Genomic DNA, 23,501 nt, shown 5'->3' with positions numbered 1-23,501 from the left:
CCCCTGTGGGAGCGAGCCTGCTCGCGATAGAGATTTTTCAAACACTGAAAATCCCAAGTCCCAATCAAGCTTGAGTCAGCACTGAACAGCGCCGAACGCCACGTGTCGTAGATTCATCACGCCACCGGTTCAGGAGCTGTATGGACACCCACGACGACGGCAAGACCCCCGACCTTTCCGCCCAGGAAAAGAACGAAGTCGACCGCAACCAGCCGCCACGGGCGGCAGTGTTGCATGAAATCATTCGCACCCAGGGCAATCAGGAGCTGGAACGCAGTATCGCCGCGCTCTGGTGGTCGGCCCTGGCGGCCGGCTTGACCATGGGGCTGTCGCTGATGGCGATGGGCTTGCTCAATTCCCGATTACCGGAGGGCGAGGCCTTCAAGGTGATCGCCAGTTTTGGTTACTGCGCCGGTTTTCTCGCAGTGATCCTGGCCCGCCAGCAGTTGTTCACCGAAAATACCCTGACCGCTGTGCTGCCGATCATGAGCAAACCCACCTTGAGCAATTTCGGTCGGCTGTTGCGGCTGTGGGGCGTCGTGTTGGTGGGCAACCTGTGTGGCACCTTGCTGGTGGCCTATGTGATGCTGCATCTGCCAATTTTCGACCAGCGCACCGACCTGGCTTTCCTCGAGATCGGGCGCAAGGTCATGGAGAACGACACCGGCCAGATGTTCGCCAAGGGCATCATTTCCGGCTGGATGATCGCCACCATGGTCTGGATGATCCCCTCCATGGAAAGCGCCAAGATGTGGATCATCATCCTCATCACTTACTTGATGGCGCTCGGGGACTTCACCCATATTGTCGTCGGTTCCGCCGAAGTGTCGTACTTGGTATTCGCCGGGCAGTTGTCGTGGGAAGACTTCTGGCTGGTGTTCGCCGCGCCGACCCTGGCGGGCAACATCATCGGTGGCAGCTTCATCTTTGCGTTGCTCAGTCACGCGCAAGTGCGCAGCGAGAGCGGCACGCCTAGTCGGCCACACCCAACGGAGCGCCCAGGCGACGTTGGTGATGAATGAAGTACAGAGCCGTCAGTACGGTCAACCCGCCGACCACGGCTCCGGTCCAGGGCAGCTCGGCCAGGTCGATTCCGCTGCCGACCACCAGCCCGCCGATCCAGGCGCCGGCTGCGTTGCCCAGGTTGAAGGCGCTCTGATTCAACGTTGAGCCCAGATTCGGCGCTTCATGGGCCTGATCGATGATCAGCAGCTGCAGGATCGGGCACAGGGCGAAGGCGAAGATCCCCCACAGCACCAACGTGATGGCTGCCGGAATCACCGAGCGGCTGGTTTGGCTGAACGCGGCCAGCACCAGCACCACGGCCAGGGCCATGCCGACCAGTGACGGTAGCAGGCGTCGGTCCGCCAGGCGTCCGCCGAGGAAGCTGCCTGCCGTCAGGCCGACCCCGAACAGCAGCAACATGAGGGTGATGCCGTGGGGGCTGACCCCCGTGATGTCCTGGAGAATCGGTGCGATGTACGTGAACACGCTGAACAGGCTGGTGGACGCCAGCACACTCATGCCCAGGGCCAGCAGCACGCTGGTCTTGCCCAGCACCTTGAATTCGCTGGCCAGGTTGGCCTTCTCCATGGGAATTTCCCTGGGCAGCCACGCCCATTGGGCGATGGCGGCGACGACGCCGATCACCGACACAGCCCAGAAGGTCGAGCGCCAGCCGGCGTATTGACCCAGCGCAGTGCCCAGCGGAACGCCGAGGACGTTGGCCAGCGTCAGGCCGGTAAACATCATTGCAATGGCCTGGGCGCGTTTGTTCGGTGCTACCAGCCCGGCCGCCACCACGGAGCCGATGCCGAAAAATGCACCATGGCATAGTGCGGTGATGACGCGGGCGGCCATCAGCGTGGCGTAGTTCGGTGCCAGGGCGCAGAGTATGTTGCCCAGAATGAACATCAACGTCATGCCCAGCAATGTCGCCTTGCGCGGCATGTTGGCGGTGCCGACCGCCAGGATTGGCGCGCCGAACACTACGCCCAAGGCATAGCCGGTAATCAGCAGGCCGGCCTGGGGGATGCTCACCGCCAGGTCGCGGGCAACATCGGGCAGCAAGCCCATGATGACGAATTCAGTGGTGCCGATGCCGAAAGCGGCAACGGCCAAGGCAAGCAAGGCGAGTGGCATGCGCGAGGTCTCTATCTGTAGTGTGACGCTCTGATCAGGCATACGCATGCCGTGGCCCCGCCTACATAAAAGGGGCAACGACAGAATTATTGGAATTGGCTATGCGCAACTGAATGCGGCGTGGTCGTTTGCAGTATAAACAGCTGCGGACGGATCGCGAATCAATTCATCGCCCCGCTGCCTCGCGGGGATAAGGAGCGTGCCGTGCTTGCAACGGCTCTGGTGTTGGTGGCTGCGTTGCTGCATGCCGCCTGGAATACGTTGATCAAATTCAGTGGCGAACGTCTTCTGGTGGTGGCGTGCATGGACAGCGTCGCGTTGCTGTTCGCCGTGTCGGCCCTGGGCTTCGTGGCGCTGCCGCCGATGGAAATATGGCCGTGGATCCTGGCATCGGCGGCCTTTGAACTGTTGTATCGCTATCTGCTGATCCAGGCGTATCGGGTCGGGGACCTGGGACTGGTCTATCCGTTGATGCGTGGCTTGTCGCCGCTGGTGGTATTGGCCCTGACGCTGGTCTTTGCCGGCGAAGTGCTGACGACCCAACAGACTCTCGGCATTTTGCTGATCCCGTTCGGCATGCTCTGTCTGTTGTGGCAGGGTGGGGGCGGCGAGCGACTGCCCTGGTCGATGCTGCCGGTGGTCGTGCTGATCGGCCTGTGCATCGGCTGCTACACCTACATCGATGGCCAGGCCCTGCGGCGCTGGTCCCATCCGCTGGACTACCTGGTCTGGATCACCCTGTTCTGCGCCTGGCCATTCCCGCTATTGGCCGTGGTGAGCAAACGACCGGCCTTCGTGCGGTTCTGGCGCGAACAGTGGCGGCTCGGGTTGGCGGTCGGACTCTGCGTCTTGTTCAGCTACGCTCTGGTGCTCTGGGCCATGCAATTGGGGTCGATCGCCGAAGCGGCGGCACTGCGGGAGATCAGTGTGATCCTGGTGGTGCTGTTCGGCATGCGCTACCTGAAAGAACCTTTCGGCCGGCCGCGGCTCTTAGCCTGCGGGCTGGTGCTGATTGGCATGCTGGTGATGAAATTCTGAGCAACTCCCCGATTTTCGATTCCCCATAAAACTCAAAAGAAGGAACTGCCTCATGACGGTTGCCCTGTGGTGTATTTTGATCGCCATCATCCTGCCTTACCTGTGTATCGCCATCGCCAAGATCAGTGGACGATACCGGTTGCGAGACAACCACGATCCGCGGGATTTCCTGGAGACACTCGAGGGCTTCCCCCGGCGTGCGTATGCCGCGCAGCTCAACAGCTTTGAAATTGCCCCCGCGTTCGCTGCCGCGGTGATCGTCGCGCACCTGGCCGGCAATGCGGAGCTGGTGACCATCAATGTGCTGGCGGTGTTGTTCATCACCAGCCGCCTGCTGTACATCATCTGCTACCTGGCGGACTGGGCGGTCCTGCGTTCGCTGGTGTGGTTCGTGGGAGTGGGGTTGATCGTCAGCTTCTTCTGTGTTTCTGTCTGAGCCTGGCTGTTGAGTCCCGGGGGCCGTGGAGGCCCCCTTCGCGAGCAGGCTCGCTCCCACATTGATTTCGGGTGCTCACAAAATCGTTGTCCACTGAAGATCAACTGTGGGAGCGAGCCTGCTCGCGAAGGCGTCGGCACAGACAGCTCCCTGCTCAGGGATTAGCGGTGACGGCATTCGCCACCTGCGGCACTTGCGGCAACGCCATGCCCTTGGGCCATAACATCCAGATCTGACCCTGTTGCTTCATGTCCCCGGCCAATTGACCCGCGGTGTCACCGGTGCCCCAGAACAGGTCCGCCCGCACTTCACCGGCAATGGCGCCGCCGGTGTCCTGGGCGGCAACCGGTCGGTTCAACGCGCTACCGTCGGGGCGGGTCGTGGAGAGCCACAGCAAGCTGCCCAGCGGAATGACCTTGCGATCCACTGCCACGCTATAGCCGGCGGTCAGCGGGACATTCAACGAGCCCCGCGGGCCTTCGTTGCTGTCGGGGTTGCGGTTGAAAAACACATAGCTGGGGTTGCTGCCCAGCAATTCGGGGATCCGGGTCGGATGGGCCTTGGCCCAGGCACTGATGGCGCCCATGGTCACATCTTCTTTCTTCAATTCGCCCTGTTCGACCAGCCAGCGCCCGATTGGCCGGTAAGGGTGGCCGTTCTGGTCGGCATAACCGATGCGTAACTGGCGACCGTCATCGAGCCGAATACGGCCCGAGCCCTGGATTTGCAGGAACTGCAGGTTCATCGGGTCCGTCAGCCAGGCGATCACGGGCGCCTTCACGCCGTTGGTTTCGATGGTGGCCGCGTCGTCGTAGGGCTTGAGCACCCGGCCTTCGAGGCGACCGCGCAGGCGTTTGCCCTTGAGCTCGGGGTAGAGGCTGTCCAGCGCCACGATAATCATGTCTTCCGGTACGCCGTACACCGGAATGTTGGCGCTGGAGGTCTGGGTCAGGCTGCCCGGGTAGACCGGCTCGTAATAACCAGTGATCAAGCCGTTGGGGCTGTTATCTCCCGAGCGCAGGCCGTAGACGTCCAGGTTCTGTTTCAGGAAATTGCGCACAGAGGAAGCGGTCTGCGGCACATTGGCCGCCGCGGCACAGGTGGGTCCCCAGGTCGCGTCGGTCTTGAGCCGGGTGCACGCGCTGCGCCAGGAGCCGAAACCGGCCAGCAGGTCTTCATCGGACGCCGCCGGCAGCGCCTCCCAGGGCGCACTGACATAAGTGGCGAGGGCATGAGTCCGAGGCTCTTCGACCTTTTCGCCGCGATTGCAACCGGCCAGCAGTGCGATCAGCGGTAGGGTCAACGCCAGGCCTTTGTGCCAGGTCTTGAAACGGCTGTTCATGAAATTTTTCCTTGCAGTCATTCGAGCGCTGTCAGGCATTCGAACAACCCGTATTGTGAATAGGGCCATTGGTCTTTGCCGATGACCCGAGGATACTAACCGCCGTTTCCTGTCCCGAGGCCAAGATGTTTGTAAAACGATTTTCCATGGTCATGCTGGCCTGCCTGATGTTATCCGCCTGCGGCGGTGTCGATCCCAACTCCCCACTGGGCCAGCGCAAGGCGATTTTCAAGCAGATGCTCAAGACCAACGAAGAGCTGGGCGGCATGTTGCGTGGCCGGGTTCCGTTCGACGGTGCGCGTTTCGCCGCGGGCGCCGTGCAGCTTGACCAGCTGTCCCGCGAGCCGTGGAAACACTTCCCGCCCGTGCGCGAGCAGGACCACACCAGTGCTCGGGATGAAGTCTGGCAGAAACAGGCGCGTTTCCAGGAACTGGCCCACAGTCTTGAAGCGGCCACCGGGGAGTTGGTGACGGCCAGCAAGGTCCAGCCCTACAGCGCCAGTTACCTGGGGCCGGCGGTGCAGAAGGTCGAGGATGCGTGCAGTGCCTGTCATAAGGAGTTTCGGGATCATTGACGCCTCTTGAAAGATCGCAGCCTTCGGCAGCTCCTACAGAATATTGCGATCTCTCAGTGCTTATTTGTCCAACTCATCCACCGCTTCCTGCAGTTCCTTGCGCGAGGCTGCGAGTTTGTCCTTGCGCTTGTTGATCCGCTCGGGGTCGCCTTTTTTCATGGCTTTTTCCAAGTCGGCCTGGCGGCGGCTGACTTCGTGCTTGGCATCGAGCACCTTGGTCTCGCGTTCCTTGCGCAGGGATGCGTCGGTGCAATGGGTGGTGACTTCATTCAGGGCGGTTTCCAGGCCTGCCTGCTGGTCCGCGTTGCCGCGGGACTTGGCCAGTTCGATCTGGTTGATGATGCCCTGGCGCTTGGCTGCGCAGCCGGTAAGCTCCGGGGTCTGCTCGTCCGCCATCAGGGGCGCAGCCAGGGTGGCGCACAAGACCAGCAGGGCAAAGGGGGGCAGGAAATTCATAGCAACTCCGTAAAAAACTCGCGAGCGGTCGGTCCAGATGCGCTGTTGGAACGCATGTTCGCCCCTTGGGTTCAACTGCGCGGGACAATGTCAGAAACCGTCGACCCCGGCAGCGCGTAATACTTCACTCAACGCCAGCACGTGCGGGTCGCGAAAAAAAGCGCTCAGTTGCGCGGCGCGTCCCGGCCCGATGCCTGCTTCGGCTTGCCATTGCTCGGTCGTCCGTTCGGCCAGCACCTGCCACGGCCCATCCAGGTTGGCCGCTCCGGCGGGCGGTAAACCGAGAGCCTTGAGCCATTGACCGAACGGCCGCTGTCGGGCGCTGTGCAGGCTGACGAGCAGGCGGGCGCTGCTGCGTTCGCCGAAGCCGGTCATGTTAGCAAGCTCGGCGGCATCGAGGGTCATCCAATCCAGCAATCCGTCGAGTCGGCCCGCCGCCAGGAGTTTTTCCCAGGTTCCGCGGCCGACATGGGGCAGGGCGAGGCCGTGCTTGCCGCTGAGCCTGCTCAGGCGCGCCAGGAACTGGCTTTCGCAGCCGGGCGTCGGTTGCCAGCAACTCAGCGGGTGATAATCCGCCGCCACGGGGACAGTGATGTCCGGGCGCTCGACACTGCGCAGCACCACGCCATCGAGTCGCGGGATAGTCAGCCCGGCCAGGCTGATGGCTACCCGGTCTCCGGGGCGGATATCCAGCTCCTCCCAGCGCTTGAGGGAGCTGACGCTCACCCGTCGGACCTGACGGTCGTCGAGCATGACGGGCTCGACTTCCAGCAGCGGTGTGATGCGTCCGGTGCGCCCGACCTTGAAATGCACCTTGCGTACCGCGGCCAGCGCCTGGACATAAGGGTATTTCCAGGGCACGCCCCAGAACGGCGCCTTGGCCTGCCAGCGGTCGGCAGGCGGTCTGCGGCTCTGGCGCAGGACGATCCCGTCGCTGGCGAAGGGCAGCGCCGTGCGATACCAGTGGTCGCGCCAGCGCTCCGCGTCGGCCGCTGCCTGGATGGGTTGGCTGTAGCCGCTGGTGTCGCTGAAGCCCAGGGCATTCAATGCGGCCTCCCGTTCGGGCAGGGTGGCGGGGCCTTCGGGCCAGTCCCAGGTGAACAGGCCGATACCCGAAGCTTCTTCAGTCGTCAGGTCCTTGCGGGCCATCAAACCCGCCACGGTTGAGCGGGCATTGAGACTGCCATCCCTGGCTTGCACATGATTGTCCAGTCGCCAGTACAGTTCCCCCTGAACGAGCAGATCGGAAGGTCGGCGCAGGTGCTGGGGAATGGCGCCGATCTTGCGCGCCGTCGGCGTCCAGTCATGTCCTTGAGCGCCATCGCCGCGACTGATCGCCTGATGCAGGTGTCCTTCGCGATAGATCAGGGTGACCGCTACACCGTCGACTTTCGGCTGGACCCAGATGTCTTCCCGATTCTGCAGCCAGGCCCGCACGGCGTCGGCATCCTTCAGTTTATCCAGGCCCGTATGTGGGATGGGATGCCGCACTTTGCCACCCGCCGAGCGTAGCGGGTCAGCGGGTGCCGCAAGATCAAAACAGTTGCGCCATTGGCCCAGTTGCGCGCGGGACTGATCGTAAAGCTCGTCGACGACCAGCGAACGGCCGAGGCGGTGATAGCTGTCGTCCCAAACGTCGATTTGCCGTTGCAGGGACGCAACCTCCGACCGGGCCCGCTCGTCTGGCCAATCGGGGCAAGGCGCGGCGATGACGGGGGTGGGGACGACTATTAAAAAGGCGACTGCATACAATAGCGGCAGCATCGAAGCATCCTTGCTGGGTGATGTGCCTGAAGGCTAGTCACTGGCGCGGAGGAGGCGAGGACCGGATGGTTACCGGATTTTGCCGAGCCTGATGGCACTACTGCGGCGGTACAGTAGGGCGCGATTTGATCGCGTAACTGTCTCTTGAACCCATTGCTGGGCCGCGCAGAATGGACCTTCCGATCCACGCTGCCAGGAGTGACCCTATGGACCTGACGACACTCGCTGTTTTCATTCCGGCCTGTTTCGCCCTGAACATGGCGCCAGGGCCGAACAATCTGTTGTCCATCAGCAACGCCTCGCGTTATGGCTTCGTCCGGGCCTGTAGCGGTGGTATGGGGCGGCTGCTGGCGTTCGCCATCATGATCGCCTTGGCGGCGGTGGGGCTGACGGCTGTGCTGCATACCTCGGAGTTGTTGTTCCTGGGGATCAAGCTCGTGGGGGCCGGGTATCTGTTCTACCTTGCCGTGCAGCTATGGCGGGCCCGACCCGAGGCCGGTAGCGAAGCCGCGATGGGGTCGAAGGGCATGGGGCAACTGGCGCGCCAGGAATTCCTGGTGGCAATCGGTAATCCCAAGGCGATCCTGTTGTTTACCGCGTTTCTGCCACAGTTCGTTGACCGCTCCGGCACCGTCACCCAGCAATTCGCTGTGCTGGGCGGGTTGTTCCTGGCGTTGGAGTGCATTGCCATCGGGCTGTATTGCTACATGGGCATCTATGCGCGAAAGCTGTTTGCCCAACCCAGTGGCAAGCGCTTGTTCAACCGGATGTGTGCGGGACTGCTGGCGAGTGCGGCTTCGTTCCTGCTGGTGGCGCGGCGCTCCTGAATATTGCCGGCCCTGTGGCTGTGAACTCAGCAGGCCAAACATGAAAAAGCCCCTGGCGACCTGGTCGCCAGGGGCTTTTTCATGACAGCAGGTATTACAGGCCGGCAGCGGCGCGCAGGGCGTCGGCGCGGTCGGTTTTTTCCCAGGTAAAGGTGGTGAACGTGTCGCCACCGATGGTCTTGGTTTGCGGCGTGCGACCGAAGTGGCCATAAGCGGCAGTTTCCTGGTACATCGGGTGCAGCAGGTCGAGCATGGTGGTGATGGCGTACGGACGCAGGTCGAACACTTCACGAACCAGTTTGATGATCTTGTCGTCGCTGATCTTGCCGGTGCCGAAGGTATTCAGCGAGATCGACGTAGGCTGGGCAACGCCGATGGCGTAGGAAACCTGGATCTCGCAGCGCTCGGCCAGGCCGGCAGCGACAATGTTCTTGGCCACATAGCGACCGGCGTAGGCTGCCGAGCGGTCAACCTTCGATGGATCCTTGCCGGAGAATGCGCCACCGCCGTGACGGGCCATGCCGCCGTAGCTGTCGACGATGATCTTGCGACCGGTCAGGCCGCAGTCGCCTACCGGGCCACCGATGATGAAGTTGCCGGTCGGGTTGATGTGGAACTGGGTGTCCTTGTTCAGCAGCTCGGCAGGCAGTACGTGCTTGACGATCAGCTCCATCACGCCTTCGCGCAGGTCTTTGTAGGACACTTCAGGGTTGTGTTGGGTCGACAATACGATGGCGTCGATACCCACCACCTTGCCATTTTCGTAACGGCAGGTGACCTGGGACTTGGCATCCGGACGCAGCCACGGCAGCAGGCCGGACTTACGGGCTTCGGCCTGGCGCTGCACCAGTTGGTGCGAGAAGGTGATCGGGGCTGGCATCAGCACGTCGGTTTCGTTGCTGGCATAGCCGAACATCAGGCCCTGGTCGCCTGCGCCCTGATCTTCCGGCTTGCTGCGGTCAACGCCTTGGGCGATGTCCACCGATTGTTTACCGATGATGTTCATCACGCCGCAGGTCGCGCCGTCGAAGCCGACGTCGGAGCTGTTGTAGCCGATGCCCAGGATGACGTCGCGGACGATCTGTTCCAGGTCGACCCAGGCCGAGGTGGTGACTTCGCCGGCGATGATCGCCACGCCCGTTTTCACCAGAGTCTCGCACGCCACGCGGGCGAACTTGTCTTCAGCAATGATGGCGTCCAGCACCGCATCAGAAATCTGGTCGGCGATTTTGTCCGGATGCCCTTCAGACACGGACTCGGAGGTGAAAAGGGAGTATTCGCTCATCTCGATGTTTTCCTACAAGTTACCGATGGTGAGTGTCGCCAGCCGGTCGCTGAAAGTGGCGAACCTGGATCTGGAAACCATTACGTAAGCCTACATAGAGGCTTTCCCCGGGCACGAGGCCCGCAGCGGTGGCCCAACGGGCCAGATCGTCCTGTTCAAACCCCAACCAGAGATCACCGCAGGCCTCCCTGGCCCAACTCTGGTTGTGGCTGCATAACTCTGTCACCAACAGGCTACCGCCTGGTTGCAGCAGGCCGGCCATGTGCCTGAGCGCATCGGCCGGCGCGGCAAAATGGTGCAGTACCATGTTCAATACAACGCAATCGGCTCGCAGGCTCACACCTTCCAAGGCATCGGCCAATTGCAGGCTGACATGAGTCAGCTGTTCACGTTCGCATACCTGGCGCGCCAGTTCGAGCATCGCCGGGCTGTTGTCCAGCGCCGTTACCTGGCTGAAGCGCCGTGCCAGTTCCGGCAGGAAAGCGCCGTCGCCGGGACCCACTTCAATGGCCGTGGCGGCAGGCTCGAAGCTGAGCTTGTCGAGCAGCGCCACGACGCTCTCGCGGTATTGCGGCAGGCCCGCGATCAGGTCCTGCTGGGCCCGGAACTTCTCCGCTACCCGTGCAAAAAAATCCTGGCTGGCGGCGGCCCGTTGCCCGTGCACCTGGGCGATGCGCGCCTGCACGTCCGCCGGCAGGTGCAACTCGTCCACTTCATCCAGCAATGCCGCATGCAACTTGCCACCCAACAGCTCGGTGTGGGGCAGGGCGCGGCGATAGAAAATGGCGTTGCCTTCGCGGCGGGTGGCCACCAGGTCGGCCTGGGCCAGGACCTTGAGGTGATGGCTCATGCCGGACTGGCCGATGCCGAAGATCTGCGCCAGTTCCAGTACGCCGAACGAATCGTTGGCCAGGGCCCGCAATACATTGAGCCGCAGCGGATCGCCGCCGGCCTTGCAAAGGGCCGCCAGCTCGTCGCTGTCTTCATGGCGAATGGACGGCACGCGTAAGTTCATAGGGCGGCAGTCTAGTGATGGGTCTGGATCATCGCAAGTTCAATATCAAAAAGTTTTGATATTGCTCGATAAATGGCACTTCTCGAAACGGGCTTTACTCTACAAACCAGCAGCGGAAAGGTTTCACCTGGCGAAAGCGACTTTATCCACCGGAAAAACCGCTCTGGATGACTATCTGTCATTGCCCCGGGCGGGTGGGTGAGGGAAAATGCACGCCTTTTTTCAGTTTCGTTATTCAAACCCAGGAGATCAGCGATGCCCAGCCGTCGTGAGCGTGCCAATGCCATTCGTGCCCTCAGCATGGATGCCGTGCAGAAAGCCAACAGCGGCCACCCAGGTGCCCCGATGGGCATGGCGGATATCGCCGAGGTGCTGTGGCGCGACTACCTCAAGCACAGCCCGAGCAATCCATCGTTCGCTGACCGTGACCGCTTCGTGCTGTCCAACGGCCACGGTTCGATGTTGATCTACTCGCTGCTGCACCTGACCGGCTACGATCTGTCGATCGATGACCTGAAGAACTTCCGTCAATTGCACAGCCGCACCCCGGGTCACCCCGAATATGGCTACACCCCAGGCGTGGAAACCACCACCGGCCCACTGGGTCAGGGCCTGGCCAATGCCGTGGGCTTCGCCCTGGCGGAAAAAGTCCTCGCCGCGCAATTCAACCGCCCGGGGCATAACGTTGTCGATCACCACACCTACGTGTTCCTGGGTGATGGCTGCATGATGGAAGGCATTTCCCATGAAGTCGCTTCCCTGGCCGGCACCCTGGGCCTGGACAAGCTGATCGCGTTCTACGACGACAACGGCATTTCCATCGATGGTGAAGTCGAAGGCTGGTTCACCGATGACACGCCGAAACGTTTCGAAGCCTACAACTGGCTGGTGATCCGTAACGTCGATGGCCACGATCCGGAAGAGATCAAGACTGCCATCGAGACGGCCCGCAAGAGCGCCCAGCCGACCCTGATCTGCTGCAAGACCACCATCGGTTTCGGCTCGCCGAACAAGCAAGGCAAGGAAGACTGCCACGGCGCCCCCCTGGGTGCCGAGGAAATCGCCCTGACCCGCGCTGCGCTGAAGTGGGAACACGGTCCGTTCGAAATCCCGGCGGACATCTACGCCGAATGGGACGCCAAGGAAAAGGGCCGTGCCCTCGAAGCCGACTGGGATCAGCGTTTCGCTGCCTACTCCGCCGAATTCCCTGCCCTGGCCAACGAACTGGTGCGTCGCCTCAGCGGTGAACTGCCGGCCGATTTCGCCGAAAAAGCCTCGGCCTACATCGCCGAAGTCGCAGCCAAGGGCGAAACCATTGCCAGCCGCAAGGCCAGTCAGAACACCCTGAACGCTTTCGGCCCATTGCTGCCGGAGCTGCTGGGCGGTTCGGCCGACCTGGCCGGTTCCAACCTGACCCTGTGGAAAGGCTGCAAGGGCGTCAGCGCCGAAGACGCCAGCGGCAACTACATGTACTACGGCGTTCGTGAGTTCGGCATGAGCGCGATCATGAACGGCGTCGCGCTGCACGGCGGCCTGGTGCCTTACGGCGCCACCTTCCTGATGTTCATGGAATATGCCCGCAATGCCGTGCGCATGTCGGCCTTGATGAAGAAACGCGTGCTCTACGTATTCACCCACGACTCCATCGGCCTGGGCGAAGACGGCCCGACTCACCAGCCGATCGAGCAACTGGCGAGCTTGCGTTGCACCCCGAACCTGGACACCTGGCGCCCGTGCGACGCCGTGGAGTCGGCGGTGGCCTGGAAGTACGCCATCGAGCGAAACGACGGTCCGTCGGCGCTGATCTTCTCCCGTCAGAACCTGCAGCATCAGGCCCGTGAAGTCGGCCAGATCGACGAGATCGCCCGTGGCGGTTATGTGCTCAAGGATTGCATCGGCGAGCCTGAGCTGATCCTGATCGCCACCGGTTCCGAAGTCGGCCTGGCTGTCCAGGCCTACGACAAACTGACCGAGCAGGGCCGCAACGTGCGCGTAGTGTCCATGCCTTGCACCAGCGTGTTCGATGCCCAGGACGCCGGCTACAAGCAGTCGGTATTGCCGCTGCAGGTCAGCGCCCGGATCGCCATCGAGGCTGCTCACGCCGATTACTGGTACAAGTACGTGGGCCTGGAAGGTCGCGTGATCGGCATGACCACCTACGGCGAGTCGGCGCCTGCGCCGGCGCTGTTCGAGGAGTTCGGTTTCACCCTGGAAAACATCCTGGGTCAGGCTGAGGAGTTGCTGGAAGACTAAGTCCAGGAATGTATCGCCTGTTCTGGCGCTATCGCGGGCAAGCCTTGCTCCCACAGGATGTGTATTCCCACAGGGAAATGCCAACCTGTGGGAGCAAGGCTTGCCCGCGATGACAATCCAATGTTCAGCGCCATATTCATGGATTCACTCAAATCAGAGAGCCCCATGCCCCAACCGCGTCCCTACAAAGTTGCACTCAACGGCTACGGCCGGATTGGTCGTTGCGTCTTGCGTGCGTTGTTCGAGCGAGGGGCTGAGGCCGGCTTCGAAATCGTGGCCATCAACGATCTGGCCGACATGGCCAGCATCGAATACCTGACACGCTTCGACTCCACCCATGGCCGGTTCCCCGGCGAAGTACGGGTCGAGGGCGATTGTCTGCACATTAATGGCAACTGCGTGAAAGTCCTGCGCAGTGCCACCCCCGAAGGCATCGATTGGGCGTCCCTGGGCGTCGATCTGGTGCTCGAGTGTTCCGGCGCCTACCACACCCGCGCAGACGGTGAGCGTTTCCTCGCTGCCGGTGCGCCGCGGGTGCTGTTTTCCCAGCCGATGGCCAGTGAAGCGGATGTGGACGCCACCATCGTCTACGGCGTCAATCAGGATTGCCTGACCGGCCACGAATTGCTGGTATCCAATGCCTCCTGCACCACCAACTGCGGCGTGCCGCTGTTGCGTCTGCTGGATCAGGCCATTGGCCTGGAGTACGTGTCGATCACCACCATCCATTCGGCGATGAACGATCAGCCGGTGATCGACGCCTACCATCACGAAGACTTGCGCCGCACTCGCTCGGCGTTCCAGTCGGTGATCCCGGTGTCCACTGGTCTGGCGCGAGGCATTGAACGGCTGCTACCGGAACTTGCGGGGAGAATTCAGGCCAAAGCCGTGCGAGTGCCGACGGTCAACGTGTCCTGCCTCGATATGACGATGCAGACCGTGAGCGACACCGACGCCACCGAGGTCAACCGGATCCTGCGCGAAGCCGCTACCAGCGGCCCGCTCAAAGGCCTGCTGGCCTACACCGAGTTGCCTCATGCAAGTTGTGATTTTAACCATGACCCACATTCGGCCATCGTCGATGCCAGCCAGACCCGTGTATCCGGCCCGAGGCTGGTGAACATCCTGGCCTGGTTCGACAACGAATGGGGGTTTGCCAATCGAATGCTCGACGTCGCCGAACATTATCTGCAGACGGCGACATCGCAGGCGACCTCCGTTTCCAACAAATCTGCTCCCTAAACAGTTATCCAGGAATTGCGACCCATGACCGTGTTGAAGATGTCCGACCTCGATCTGCAAGGTAAGCGCGTACTGATCCGCGAAGACCTCAACGTCCCTGTCAAGGACGGTGTCGTCACCAGCGACGCGCGTATCCTGGCTTCGCTGCCGACCATCAAGCTGGCCTTGGAAAAAGGTGCGGCCGTGATGGTCTGCTCCCACCTGGGCCGTCCGACCGAAGGCGAGTTCTCGGCCGAAAACAGCCTCAAGCCCGTGGCCGACTACCTGAGCCGTGCCCTGGGTCGCGAAGTGCCGCTGGTGGCTGACTACCTGGGCGGCGTCGACGTGAAGGCCGGTGATGTCGTGCTGTTCGAAAACGTGCGCTTCAACAAGGGCGAGAAAAAGAACGCCGACGAGCTGGCCCAGCAATACGCAGCCTTGTGCGACGTGTTTGTGATGGATGCTTTCGGCACCGCCCACCGTGCCGAAGGTTCGACCCATGGCGTGGCGAAGTTTGCCAAAGTCGCCGCGGCCGGCCCGCTGCTGGCCGCCGAACTGGATGCACTGGGCAAGGCCCTGGGGGCGCCGGCCAAGCCGATGGCTGCCATCGTCGCCGGTTCCAAGGTGTCGACAAAACTCGACGTGCTCAACAGCCTCAGCCAGATCTGCGACCAATTGATCGTCGGCGGCGGCATTGCCAACACTTTCCTCGCCGCAGCCGGTCACCCGGTCGGCAAGTCCCTGTACGAACCGGATCTGCTGGACACCGCCCGAGAAATCGCCGCCAAGGTCAGCGTACCGTTGCCGGTGGACGTGGTGGTCGCCAAGGAATTCGCTGAAAGCGCTGCGGCTACCGTCAAGGCCATCGCCGACGTGGCCGCCGACGACATGATCCTGGACATTGGCCCACAGACCGCGGCCAACTTCGCCGAACTGTTGAAATCTTCCAAGACTATCCTGTGGAACGGCCCAGTCGGTGTGTTTGAGTTCGACCAGTTCGGCAACGGCACCAAGGTCTTGGCCCAGGCCATCGCCGACAGCGCTGCGTTCTCCATCGCGGGTGGCGGTGACACCCTGGCGGCGATCGACAAATACGGCGTTGCCGAACAGATCTCCTACATTTCCACCGGTGGCGGTGCGTTCCTCGAGTTCGTCGAAGGCAAAGTGCTGCCGGCGGTAGAAGTCCTGGAAAGCCGAGCCAAGGCCTGAGGCGGCATTGACCAGGCAAGGGAGCGTTTTTATGGTCAAGACGTGGACGCTTTTGTTGTTGACCGCGGCCCTGGCCGCTTGCGGGAGTCACCCGCAAGCGACGCCGGAACCGGCCGCCAGCGATCCGGAGCCAGGCTGCTACCAGGCGGACTGGCAGGCGGAAACCAACCCGGTGCTGAACAAGCGCTCCGGGCCGGACGGTCTGGACAAATACGAAACGCAAACCCCGACCAAGGAACATGGTTGTCCTTGACGGGTCTGACCCTTTAACTCATGGCCGGCGGCATGCGTCGCCGGTCGAGGAACACGGATGAAAGGCTTGATCGCCGTTGTGGCGTTGGCATTGCTGGCCGGTTGCGCGCAGTTGGGTTTTTCGAACGCGTCCGACCCCGTGGCGGGCTGGACGACCTGGACCTGTGACAGTGAGGCCAAGGTGCTCTGGCGCTATACCGACGGCACCCGCAAGGCCGTCGATGTGCGCCTCGGCGGGGCCGAGCAGGTTTATCGTCTGAAGCAGGAGCCGGGTGCGTCGGGCGCGCTGTACAGCGACGACATGCTGGCGTTTCACATCAATGGTGACGAAGGCCTGGCGTACTGGGTTGCCACCAATGATTTGATTGGCCGGGGTTGCAAGGCGCAGTAATTGAAATCCCACAGGGTTCTGTGAACGCTGAAGAGACAGGTAACACCGAATTCGCGGTCGAGGGCTAACCCCGACCCGCAATGACTTGAATAGCCGCCGCCGCTACGGCAGGCTGGTACGATTAACGACCCTCGACGGGAGAGACACACAATGGCACTTATCAGCATGCGTCAGATGCTGGACCACGCAGCCGAATTCGGCTACGGCGTTCCAGCCTTTAACGTCAACAACCTTGAGCAGATGCGCGCCATCATGGAAGCCGCTGACAAGACCGACTCTCCGGTGATCGTCCAGGCTTCGGCTGGCGCCCGCAAATACGCTGGTGCGCCGTTCCTGCGTCACCTGATCCTGGCGGCAATCGAAGAATTCCCGCACATCCCGGTGTGCATGCACCAAGACCACGGCACCAGCCCTGACGTCTGCCAGCGTTCCATTCAACTGGGCTTCAGCTCGGTAATGATGGACGGTTCCCTGGGTGAAGACGGCAAGACCCCGACCGACTACGAATACAACGTACGCGTCACCCAACAGACCGTAGCCATGGCTCACGCCTGCGGCGTTTCGGTGGAAGGTGAGCTGGGTTGCCTGGGCTCGCTGGAAACCGGCATGGCGGGTGAAGAAGACGGTATCGGTGCCGAAGGCGTGCTGGATCACAGCCAGATGCTGACCGACCCGGAAGAAGCCGCCGACTTCGTCAAGAAAACCCAGGTCGACGCCCTGGCCATCGCCATCGGCACCAGCCACGGCGCCTACAAGTTCACCAAGCCGCCCACCGGTGACGTGCTGGCGATCGACCGCATCAAGGAAATCCACAAGCGCATCCCCAACACCCACCTGGTGATGCACGGCTCCTCCTCGGTGCCGCAGGAGTGGCTGGCGATCATCAACCAGTACGGTGGCGACATCAAGGAAACCTACGGCGTGCCGGTCGAGGAAATTGTCGAAGGCATCAAGCACGGCGTACGCAAGGTCAACATCGACACCGACCTGCGCCTGGCGTCCACCGGTGCCATGCGCCGCTTGATGGCGACCAACCCGAGCGAGTTCGATCCGCGCAAGTTCTTTGGCGCGACCGTGACTGCGATGCGTGATGTGTGTATTGCGCGTTATGAGGCGTTTGGTACGGCGGGTAATGCTTCGAAGATCAAGCCGATCTCCATGGAAGCAATGTTTCAGCGTTATCTGAAGGGTGAGTTGAACGCGAAGGTCAACTAAGCCTTATATATAAAAAAACCGCATTGATTAATGCGGTTTTTTTATGCTCGGGATTTGGCTAGTTGCAGGTTATGCTCGCAATGTTGCCGTCCTTGTCGACCATAATGCTGAGTCGTCCGTTGTTTAAGTTTTTAATTAAAAAGCCCTCTCCTGGCGGTGTACTTCTTACGAGATCCGCGCCTGCTCGAGCCTTTGCATCCTTCTCGGTTGCAGCGTCGAACTTTTTGCCAATAAGATCCTGGACGAGTGTTGCATCGCAGGCGGCCTGCGCATGGGCGGCTGCGCCCATCAACAGGGTCGATGCAAGGATCAGTAATTTATTGCTCATAGATAAGCTCCCTTTGTATAGGCCTCCGTTTACAAACGGGGTGGAGCCAGCCTGAAACGTTGTGATGTTGGAGGCTACTGTCATAGATGACAGTTCTTTATAGGTTTTTGCACTGTGCAGTTTGTTTTTATTCGATATGAATAAGAGCGGGTCTGACGAAAAGCCAGGGCTGCTTGGCAGCCCTGCGGGGTGTGCCACAAAAGAGCCGGATTGCTACGAGATTCGGAGCTGAGTACTCAGGTGTTGTGATCGATATCCAGCTTGCTGAACGTCACTTTCCCGCCTTCGCTGGTATAGCCCGTGTTGTCCTGCACATATACCCCGGCCTTGAAATACAGCGGCCTGACCCGCCACGTGGAGCTGATGGTGGTGTACCAGCTACGACCCGCCGCGGTGATACCCAGGTCCCCGGTCCGATCCAGGTGGATCCGATAAGAGAACGCCTGAGAAAGTTTCACACCGCTGGCGACTGTGATGACCCGGCCCTTGCTGTCATCGGGGCGCATGCGGACTTTGGCGACGATGTCGCCGGTGTCGCTGGCGTCCTTGTACTGGTATTCCAGTTTCACCATGGGTTTGCTGCTGTCCTTGGCATGAATCTGACCGATCACGATCTTGCCGCTGCTGGGCACCTGGTTGACGACCAGGGTCGCGCTCAATTTATTGTCGGCATCGGGATACAGCCAGTTGCGCAAGGTGCCGTCCCTGTAGGTCTCGCGCAATTCGCTGCGTGGGTAGATCGCGTTTTCGGTCTTGGTCCCGGTGACGGGCGACCAGAAATACACGGTGCTGCCTTCGGAGTTGAAATATTTGTCCCGGAATCCGTCCACCAGCCGAGGGGTTTCGATGGTTTTCGGCGGACTGCCTTCAGGGATGCTCAGGTTCCAGGTTGCAAGATCGACCATGTTCGGATCCTTTCTGAGAGAAGAAATGATTTACGCCACAGCCGGAGGCTCTAAGACGCGCTTTTGCTGAGGCCAGATGGAAGCGCGAGCGAGTATTTGGCACATTCGTTCGGCGGAGGGTTGGCGCCAACAGTCCGTCAGAGTTGCGTTTGCCGCTTTTGTGCCCGAGACAGATGACCGTTGGTCGGCCAAGCTGATTTTTCGCGGAACAATTGGCACATGGCCATTTGGCTCTTCGTCGCATACGGACAAAAAAAAGGCATCCGGAAGCGGATGCCTTCAAAGATGGAGCAATAGTTAAAGAGCGGTGTGTTTGATTTCCAGCAGGCTGAACGACACTTTTCCACCTTCGGTGGGGTAGCCGGTGTTGTCCTGCACATACACACCCGCCTTGAAGTACAGGGGCTTGTCCTTCCAGCTCGGGTCAATGGTCGTTCTCCAGTTGTAGCCCGCCGCGGTAATGCCCAGGGCACCCTTCGGGCTGAGGTGGATCATGTAGGAGAAGCTACGATCGAGCTTCACACCGGTGGCAACGGTGATGACCTGGCCGGTTTCGTCATCGGGACGCATCCGTACCTTGGCGACGATGTTGCCGGTGGCGCTATAGGCCTTGTACTGATATTCCAGTTTCACCATGGGGCTGGTGCTGTTCTTGGTGTGGATCTGGCCAATCACGACCTTGCCGCTGCTGGGCACCTGGTTGACGGTCACCGTGGCCCGCAGGGTATTGTCCGCCGCCGAGTACAGCCAGTTCCGCAGGGTACCGTCGCTGTAGGTTTCCCGCAGTTCGCTGCGGGGGTAAATCGCGTTCTCGGTCTTGGAGCCGGTTACAGGCGCCCAGAAAAATACCGTGCCGGTTTCGGCGCTGAAGTACTGATCCTTGAACCCTTGCGCCAGGCGAGGGGTTTCGATAGTCATCGCCGGGCTGCCTTCGGGGATGCTCAAATTCCAAGTGTTAAGGTCGATCATGTTCAGTTCCTGCAATGAAATGTTAGGGCGCAACAACGCGAGGCTCTAGCCCGCGGATTGGGGCGTCCTGATAGCACCGGTTTGAGCTTGTTGTCGTTTTGCGGCGAATGATTGACGTCAAGTGATCGTCACTGTGGTCTATTGCAGTTTCTGTGCCTGAGACGGGTGACCGTTAGTCGGCTATTTTGGGCATTGTCGGGATGATGGCGCGATGACACCTACTGCTTTTCAAAATCACGGTCTAGAGTGAGAACACAGTATTTGTCTGTTTTGCTACGTAAAACGGACGTGGCGCCCCGATAAGAGAAGCAGCATGGAATGCGCGCAACCTACGCTTGGTGAAGACAGCTCCGTCCTTTTGATTGTTGATGATTACCCTGAAAACCTGCTCAGCATGCGGGCGTTGTTGCAGCGTCAGGATTGGCAGGTTATGACCGCAGCCTCGGGTGTCGAGGCCCTTAACCTGCTGCTCGAACATGACATCGACCTGGTTTTGCTGGATGTGCAGATGCCGGACATGGACGGTTTCGAAGTGGCGCGCCTGATGCGCGGCAGCCAGCGCACGCGGCTCACGCCGATCATTTTCCTGACCGCCAATGAGCAATCCCAGGATGCGGTGATCAAGGGCTATGCCAGTGGCGCGGTGGACTATCTGTTCAAACCCTTCGATCCGCAGATCCTCAAGCCCAAGGTCCAGGCGTTGCTGGAGCACCAGCGCAATCGCCGGGCCTTGCAGCGCCTGAGCCAGGATCTGGAAGCTGCCAGGGCGTTCAACGCCTCGGTGCTGGACAATGCGGCCGAGGGGATCCTCGTGGTGGACGAGGCTGGTTGCATCCGTTTCGCCAATCCGTCCACTTGCCGTCTGCTCAATGCAAAGGCCGAGCAATTGCAGGGGACGCCGTTTCTGGATTACCTGCAGAAGCCTCATATCCCACAATGGGTCGATTCCGATATTCATATCGCCTATTGCCGTGGCCAGACCTGGCGTTTGCATGATGCGGTCCTGCGTACCGCGCCTGGTCAACAGGTGTCGGTAGCCTTGTCCTGCGCCCCGCTGCCTTCGGAACAGAAGGCCATGGTGGTGACGCTTCAGGACATGTCGGTAGTCCGGCACTTGCACCAGCAACTCGAATTCCAGGCCGTCACGGACCCGCTGACCGGTTTGCTCAACCGCAGGGGGTTTTATCAGACCGCCGAAAACCTGTTGATGCGTAGCGAGCGGCTGGAAAGCAATTGGGTGCTGCTGTATCTGGATCTCGACGGTTTCAAGCGCGTCAACGACTCGTTGGGACACGATGCCGGTGACCGGGTGCTGCGCTGGGTCTCGGAGCAGTTGAAAGCTTGCCTGCGCCCCTTCGACATCCTGGCGCGTCTGGGCGGTGATGAGTTCACGGCCCTGCTGGACCTGGAGCACCCGGAGCAGGCGGCCAAGATTGCGGAAAAGCTTATCGAGCGGGTCGCGATCTGCCAGCAGATCGAAGGCATGGATGTGGCGTTGGGGGCCAGTATCGGTATTGCGACGTACCCGGATTGCGGCGCCAATCTTGACGGGTTGCTGCGTGCGTCCGACATCGCCATGTACGAAGCCAAGCGCGCCGGCCGCCAGCAATACCGTTTTTACGACCACGAAATGAACGGTCGAGCCCGTTCACGGTTGATGCTCGAGGAAAGCGTGCGCTCGGCCATCGAGAACCGCGATTTCAATATGGTCTACCAGCCCCAGGTGAACATCCACGATGGGCGGATTCGCGGGTTCGAGGCGTTATTGCGCTGGCAGCACCCGAGCGTCGGCGATGTACCGCCGGGCCTGTTCCTGCCCTTGTTGGAGGAAGCACGACTGATCAGCCGGCTGGGCAGCTGGATTTACCATCGCAGTGCGGCCCAGCGCAAAGTCTGGGAGCGAAATTTCGCCGATGACCTGGTGTTGGGCGTGAGCCTGAGCAGTACCCAGTTCGGCATGCCGAACCTGGTGACCGAGTTGCGTCAGGTCCTGGAGCGCCATGCCTTGAGGCCTCGGCAACTTGAAGTCGAGGTGACCGAAGACGCGCTGATGCGCAATCCCGACGAAACCCAGAAGCAGTTGCGCCTGTTGCGCCACCTCGGGGTGCGGGTGGCGCTGGATGATTTCGGCTCGGGACCGTGCTCCCTGACCCATCTGCGCGACCTTGAACTCGATACCCTCAAGCTCGACCGGCACCTGATCGCCCGATTGCCGGATTCACCGCGCGATGCTGCCCTGGCGGCCTCGGTGATCGACTTGTGCACGCAATTGGGCCTGCGGGTGATCGCCGAAGGCGTTGAGACCCTGGCGCAATATCAATGGCTCAAGGACCATGGTTGTGAGTATGTGCAGGGATTCCTCGTGGCGCGACCCTTGATGGCCGCAGACACCGATGCGTTCGCCAAACCCTTTGACTGGGGCGCGCTGACGGTCTGAGTTCGCTACACTGGCGATCTTTTCTCCACAGTATTGCCGCTCGATGACCGCGCTCAAGTACCTCCAGGCCTACCCCACCGCGTTGCAAGCTCAGGTGCAGCAGTTGATTGCCCAGGATCGCCTGGGTGATTACCTGCAGCAGCGCTATCCGGGTCGACATCCGATCCAGAGCGACAAGGCTCTGTACAGTTATGCACTGGAACTCAAGCAACAGTACCTGCGTAATGCGCCGGCCATTGACAAGGTGTTGTTCGACAACCGCCTCGACCTGACCCATCGCGCCCTCGGCCTGCACACCGCGGTTTCACGGGTGCAGGGTGGCAAGCTCAAGGCGAAGAAGGAAATCCGCATCGCGTCGCTGTTCAAGGACGCCGCACCCGAATTCCTGAACATGATCGTGGTGCATGAACTGGCCCACTTCAAGGAATCGGACCACAACAAGGCGTTCTACCAACTCTGCGAGCACATGCTGCCGGGGTATCACCAGCTGGAATTCGACCTGCGGGTGTACCTGACCTGGCGCGATCTGCAACAACCGAAGGAATGACCGGATGGATGTCAGCAAGACCAAGAGCAGCTTCTATCGCCGCTTGTATGTGGCTTACCTGATCGACAGCGGCGTGGCCAGCAATGTCCCGGCGCTCATGGATGCGACCGGCATGCCTCGACGCACCGCCCAGGACACGGTCGCGGCGCTGGCGGATCTGGATATCGTGTGCGAGTTCGAGCAGCAGGAAGGGGCCCGCAACCATGCCGGGGGCTATCGGATCCGCGATTGGGGGGCGCTCGATCGGCGGTGGATCGAGGCCAATCTGCAGCGGATCAAGGCGGTGCTGGAGTACCCCTGATACTGATGATGGCTGTACCGGCCTCATCGCGAGCAGGCTCGCTCCCACATTTGGAATGCATACCCCTGTGGGAGCGAGCCTGCTCGCGATAATGGCCTCAAGGCCGATGCATGCCTATGTGCGGAATACCATCCTCCAGGTATTCGACCCCCACCACTTCAAACCCATACCGCCCGTAATACCCTTGCAGATGCGCCTGCGCCGACAATGAAATCGACGTTCCGGGCCAATGCTTCTCGGCGTGCTTGAGTCCATGCTCCATCAAGGTGTGGCCCAGCCCCTGTCCCCGTGCCTCTGGGGCGATGATCACGCGGCCAATCACCACGTCGCTGTTCTGGGAATGAGGATCGAGCAGGCGCAGGTAGGCCACGAGGTGGTTATCCCGCCAAGCCATCAGATGCAACGTATCGCCTTCCAGGTCCAGCCCGTCGACGTCCGGATAGGCGCAGTTCTGTTCGACGACGAACACGTCGGCGCGCAATTTGAGAATGGCGTACAGCTGTTCCTTGCTCAGGTCACTGTGGTGTTTGCAGACCCAATCGATGTCCATGTTCTGAATTTCCTGAGGAGCCCGATGCCGATATTAAGTGCGC

The 23,501-nt window shown here is 60.9% G+C and carries 24 protein-coding genes; 14 read left to right on the top strand and 10 right to left on the bottom strand.

Going from position 1 to position 23,501, the window contains the following annotated elements; translation table 11 throughout:
• Window positions 1-140: 140 nt before the first annotated feature.
• Complete coding sequence (locus CGA22_RS04990; RefSeq protein ID WP_041021258.1) at window positions 141-1,022, top strand: formate/nitrite transporter family protein; 882 nt, start codon at window positions 141-143, stop codon at window positions 1,020-1,022.
• Here the strand turns inward: CGA22_RS04990 and CGA22_RS04985 are convergent.
• Window positions 973-2,142, bottom strand: a complete 1,170-nt coding sequence (locus CGA22_RS04985) for an MFS transporter (RefSeq protein WP_041021257.1) — start codon at window positions 2,140-2,142, stop codon at window positions 973-975. The genes CGA22_RS04990 and CGA22_RS04985 overlap by 50 nt on opposite strands.
• Window positions 2,143-2,346: 204 nt before the next feature.
• On the opposite strand from CGA22_RS04985, the gene CGA22_RS04980 reads away from it, so the two are divergent.
• A complete protein-coding gene (locus CGA22_RS04980; protein ID WP_041021256.1) occupies window positions 2,347-3,180 on the top strand; it encodes an EamA family transporter in 834 nt (277 codons plus the stop codon).
• 52 nt (window positions 3,181-3,232) lie between these two features.
• Window positions 3,233-3,616 (top strand): MAPEG family protein, encoded by a 384-nt coding sequence (locus tag CGA22_RS04975; protein ID WP_041021255.1) that lies wholly within the window; start codon window positions 3,233-3,235, stop codon window positions 3,614-3,616.
• A gap of 154 nt (window positions 3,617-3,770) precedes the next feature.
• Here the strand turns inward: CGA22_RS04975 and CGA22_RS04970 are convergent, their stop codons facing one another.
• Window positions 3,771-4,958, bottom strand: coding sequence for a murein transglycosylase A (locus CGA22_RS04970; protein WP_041021254.1), 1,188 nt, complete (start codon window positions 4,956-4,958; stop codon window positions 3,771-3,773).
• 125 nt (window positions 4,959-5,083) lie between these two features.
• On the opposite strand from CGA22_RS04970, the gene CGA22_RS04965 reads away from it, so the two are divergent.
• A complete protein-coding gene (locus CGA22_RS04965) occupies window positions 5,084-5,533 on the top strand; it encodes a c-type cytochrome (protein WP_041021253.1) in 450 nt (149 codons plus the stop codon).
• A gap of 60 nt (window positions 5,534-5,593) precedes the next feature.
• Here the strand turns inward: CGA22_RS04965 and CGA22_RS04960 are convergent, their stop codons facing one another.
• Together CGA22_RS04960 and ligB are read right to left on the bottom strand one after the other, a co-directional pair.
• A complete protein-coding gene (locus CGA22_RS04960) occupies window positions 5,594-5,989 on the bottom strand; it encodes a DUF1090 domain-containing protein (protein WP_041021252.1) in 396 nt (131 codons plus the stop codon).
• A gap of 90 nt (window positions 5,990-6,079) precedes the next feature.
• Complete coding sequence (gene ligB, locus CGA22_RS04955) at window positions 6,080-7,753, bottom strand: NAD-dependent DNA ligase LigB (RefSeq protein WP_041021251.1); 1,674 nt, start codon at window positions 7,751-7,753, stop codon at window positions 6,080-6,082.
• Between the two features lie 206 nt (window positions 7,754-7,959).
• Between ligB and CGA22_RS04950 the strand changes: the two genes are divergently transcribed.
• Window positions 7,960-8,580, top strand: a complete 621-nt coding sequence (locus tag CGA22_RS04950) for a LysE family translocator (RefSeq protein ID WP_041021250.1) — start codon at window positions 7,960-7,962, stop codon at window positions 8,578-8,580.
• 94 nt (window positions 8,581-8,674) lie between these two features.
• Here CGA22_RS04950 and metK read toward each other — a convergent pair whose 3' ends face one another.
• Both metK and CGA22_RS04940 read right to left on the bottom strand, forming a co-directional pair.
• Window positions 8,675-9,865, bottom strand: coding sequence for a methionine adenosyltransferase (gene metK / locus CGA22_RS04945; protein WP_041021249.1), 1,191 nt, complete (start codon window positions 9,863-9,865; stop codon window positions 8,675-8,677).
• 19 nt (window positions 9,866-9,884) lie between these two features.
• Window positions 9,885-10,880: an ArsR/SmtB family transcription factor gene (locus CGA22_RS04940; protein ID WP_188258496.1), complete on the bottom strand. Its 996-nt coding sequence runs from the start codon at window positions 10,878-10,880 to the stop codon at window positions 9,885-9,887.
• Window positions 10,881-11,135: 255 nt separating this feature from the next.
• Between CGA22_RS04940 and tkt the strand changes: the two genes are divergently transcribed.
• From tkt to fba, 6 genes are all read left to right on the top strand, one after another.
• A complete protein-coding gene (tkt, locus tag CGA22_RS04935; RefSeq protein WP_024778840.1) occupies window positions 11,136-13,133 on the top strand; it encodes a transketolase in 1,998 nt (665 codons plus the stop codon).
• Between the two features lie 165 nt (window positions 13,134-13,298).
• Entirely contained in the window at window positions 13,299-14,375 is a 1,077-nt protein-coding gene (epd, locus tag CGA22_RS04930; protein ID WP_041020084.1) for an erythrose-4-phosphate dehydrogenase, read from the top strand.
• 24 nt (window positions 14,376-14,399) lie between these two features.
• Complete coding sequence (locus CGA22_RS04925) at window positions 14,400-15,563, top strand: phosphoglycerate kinase (RefSeq protein ID WP_041020082.1); 1,164 nt, start codon at window positions 14,400-14,402, stop codon at window positions 15,561-15,563.
• 31 nt (window positions 15,564-15,594) lie between these two features.
• Complete coding sequence (locus CGA22_RS04920; protein ID WP_041020081.1) at window positions 15,595-15,816, top strand: hypothetical protein; 222 nt, start codon at window positions 15,595-15,597, stop codon at window positions 15,814-15,816.
• Between the two features lie 57 nt (window positions 15,817-15,873).
• Window positions 15,874-16,206: an MliC family protein gene (locus tag CGA22_RS04915; RefSeq protein WP_041020080.1), complete on the top strand. Its 333-nt coding sequence runs from the start codon at window positions 15,874-15,876 to the stop codon at window positions 16,204-16,206.
• 150 nt (window positions 16,207-16,356) lie between these two features.
• On the top strand, window positions 16,357-17,421 hold the full coding sequence (gene fba / locus CGA22_RS04910; protein ID WP_024778835.1) for a class II fructose-bisphosphate aldolase: 1,065 nt from the start codon (window positions 16,357-16,359) through the stop codon (window positions 17,419-17,421).
• A gap of 58 nt (window positions 17,422-17,479) precedes the next feature.
• Here the strand turns inward: fba and CGA22_RS04905 are convergent, their stop codons facing one another.
• The 3 genes from CGA22_RS04905 to CGA22_RS04895 form a co-directional block, all read right to left on the bottom strand.
• Window positions 17,480-17,749, bottom strand: coding sequence for an I78 family peptidase inhibitor (locus tag CGA22_RS04905; RefSeq protein ID WP_177329206.1), 270 nt, complete (start codon window positions 17,747-17,749; stop codon window positions 17,480-17,482).
• Window positions 17,750-17,985: 236 nt separating this feature from the next.
• Window positions 17,986-18,654 carry a polysaccharide lyase family 7 protein gene (locus CGA22_RS04900; protein ID WP_041022574.1) on the bottom strand — a complete coding sequence of 223 codons (669 nt, stop codon included), beginning with the start codon at window positions 18,652-18,654 and terminating at the stop codon, window positions 17,986-17,988.
• Window positions 18,655-18,951: 297 nt separating this feature from the next.
• The gene (locus CGA22_RS04895) at window positions 18,952-19,623 is read right to left on the bottom strand and encodes a polysaccharide lyase family 7 protein (RefSeq protein WP_041022573.1); all 672 of its coding nucleotides are present in this window, start codon (window positions 19,621-19,623) and stop codon (window positions 18,952-18,954) included.
• A gap of 313 nt (window positions 19,624-19,936) precedes the next feature.
• Here CGA22_RS04895 and CGA22_RS04890 point away from each other — a divergent pair, with 313 nt between their 5' ends.
• Genes CGA22_RS04890 through CGA22_RS04880 form a run of 3 tightly spaced genes read left to right on the top strand, consistent with a single transcriptional unit; the run spans window position 19,937 to window position 22,908 of the window.
• Window positions 19,937-22,060, top strand: a complete 2,124-nt coding sequence (locus CGA22_RS04890) for a putative bifunctional diguanylate cyclase/phosphodiesterase (protein WP_041022572.1) — start codon at window positions 19,937-19,939, stop codon at window positions 22,058-22,060.
• Between the two features lie 43 nt (window positions 22,061-22,103).
• The gene (locus CGA22_RS04885; RefSeq protein WP_041022571.1) at window positions 22,104-22,607 is read left to right on the top strand and encodes a M48 family metallopeptidase; all 504 of its coding nucleotides are present in this window, start codon (window positions 22,104-22,106) and stop codon (window positions 22,605-22,607) included.
• A gap of 4 nt (window positions 22,608-22,611) precedes the next feature.
• Entirely contained in the window at window positions 22,612-22,908 is a 297-nt protein-coding gene (locus CGA22_RS04880) for a helix-turn-helix domain-containing protein (RefSeq protein ID WP_041022570.1), read from the top strand.
• 97 nt (window positions 22,909-23,005) lie between these two features.
• Here CGA22_RS04880 and CGA22_RS04875 read toward each other — a convergent pair whose 3' ends face one another.
• On the bottom strand, window positions 23,006-23,458 hold the full coding sequence (locus CGA22_RS04875; protein WP_041022569.1) for a GNAT family N-acetyltransferase: 453 nt from the start codon (window positions 23,456-23,458) through the stop codon (window positions 23,006-23,008).
• Between the last annotated feature and the right edge of the window lie 43 nt (window positions 23,459-23,501).

The organism is Pseudomonas sp. PSB18, from assembly GCF_014596565.1.
GTDB lineage: Bacteria > Pseudomonadota > Gammaproteobacteria > Pseudomonadales > Pseudomonadaceae > Aquipseudomonas.
This window is presented reverse-complemented; position numbering and strand designations above follow the sequence as displayed.

Coding starts and splice junctions, on each gene's coding strand:
- CGA22_RS04990 (WP_041021258.1), top strand. CDS start 141: ATGGACACCCACGACGACGGCAAGACCCCCGACCTTTCCGCCCAGGAA.
- CGA22_RS04985 (WP_041021257.1), bottom strand. CDS start 2,142: ATGCCACTCGCCTTGCTTGCCTTGGCCGTTGCCGCTTTCGGCATCGGC.
- CGA22_RS04975 (WP_041021255.1), top strand. CDS start 3,233: ATGACGGTTGCCCTGTGGTGTATTTTGATCGCCATCATCCTGCCTTAC.
- CGA22_RS04970 (WP_041021254.1), bottom strand. CDS start 4,958: ATGAACAGCCGTTTCAAGACCTGGCACAAAGGCCTGGCGTTGACCCTA.
- CGA22_RS04965 (WP_041021253.1), top strand. CDS start 5,084: ATGTTTGTAAAACGATTTTCCATGGTCATGCTGGCCTGCCTGATGTTA.
- CGA22_RS04960 (WP_041021252.1), bottom strand. CDS start 5,989: ATGAATTTCCTGCCCCCCTTTGCCCTGCTGGTCTTGTGCGCCACCCTG.
- ligB (WP_041021251.1), bottom strand. CDS start 7,753: ATGCTGCCGCTATTGTATGCAGTCGCCTTTTTAATAGTCGTCCCCACC.
- CGA22_RS04950 (WP_041021250.1), top strand. CDS start 7,960: ATGGACCTGACGACACTCGCTGTTTTCATTCCGGCCTGTTTCGCCCTG.
- metK (WP_041021249.1), bottom strand. CDS start 9,865: ATGAGCGAATACTCCCTTTTCACCTCCGAGTCCGTGTCTGAAGGGCAT.
- CGA22_RS04940 (WP_188258496.1), bottom strand. CDS start 10,880: ATGAACTTACGCGTGCCGTCCATTCGCCATGAAGACAGCGACGAGCTG.
- tkt (WP_024778840.1), top strand. CDS start 11,136: ATGCCCAGCCGTCGTGAGCGTGCCAATGCCATTCGTGCCCTCAGCATG.
- epd (WP_041020084.1), top strand. CDS start 13,299: ATGCCCCAACCGCGTCCCTACAAAGTTGCACTCAACGGCTACGGCCGG.
- CGA22_RS04925 (WP_041020082.1), top strand. CDS start 14,400: ATGACCGTGTTGAAGATGTCCGACCTCGATCTGCAAGGTAAGCGCGTA.
- CGA22_RS04920 (WP_041020081.1), top strand. CDS start 15,595: ATGGTCAAGACGTGGACGCTTTTGTTGTTGACCGCGGCCCTGGCCGCT.
- CGA22_RS04915 (WP_041020080.1), top strand. CDS start 15,874: ATGAAAGGCTTGATCGCCGTTGTGGCGTTGGCATTGCTGGCCGGTTGC.
- fba (WP_024778835.1), top strand. CDS start 16,357: ATGGCACTTATCAGCATGCGTCAGATGCTGGACCACGCAGCCGAATTC.
- CGA22_RS04905 (WP_177329206.1), bottom strand. CDS start 17,749: ATGAGCAATAAATTACTGATCCTTGCATCGACCCTGTTGATGGGCGCA.
- CGA22_RS04900 (WP_041022574.1), bottom strand. CDS start 18,654: ATGGTCGATCTTGCAACCTGGAACCTGAGCATCCCTGAAGGCAGTCCG.
- CGA22_RS04895 (WP_041022573.1), bottom strand. CDS start 19,623: ATGATCGACCTTAACACTTGGAATTTGAGCATCCCCGAAGGCAGCCCG.
- CGA22_RS04890 (WP_041022572.1), top strand. CDS start 19,937: ATGGAATGCGCGCAACCTACGCTTGGTGAAGACAGCTCCGTCCTTTTG.
- CGA22_RS04885 (WP_041022571.1), top strand. CDS start 22,104: ATGACCGCGCTCAAGTACCTCCAGGCCTACCCCACCGCGTTGCAAGCT.
- CGA22_RS04880 (WP_041022570.1), top strand. CDS start 22,612: ATGGATGTCAGCAAGACCAAGAGCAGCTTCTATCGCCGCTTGTATGTG.
- CGA22_RS04875 (WP_041022569.1), bottom strand. CDS start 23,458: ATGGACATCGATTGGGTCTGCAAACACCACAGTGACCTGAGCAAGGAA.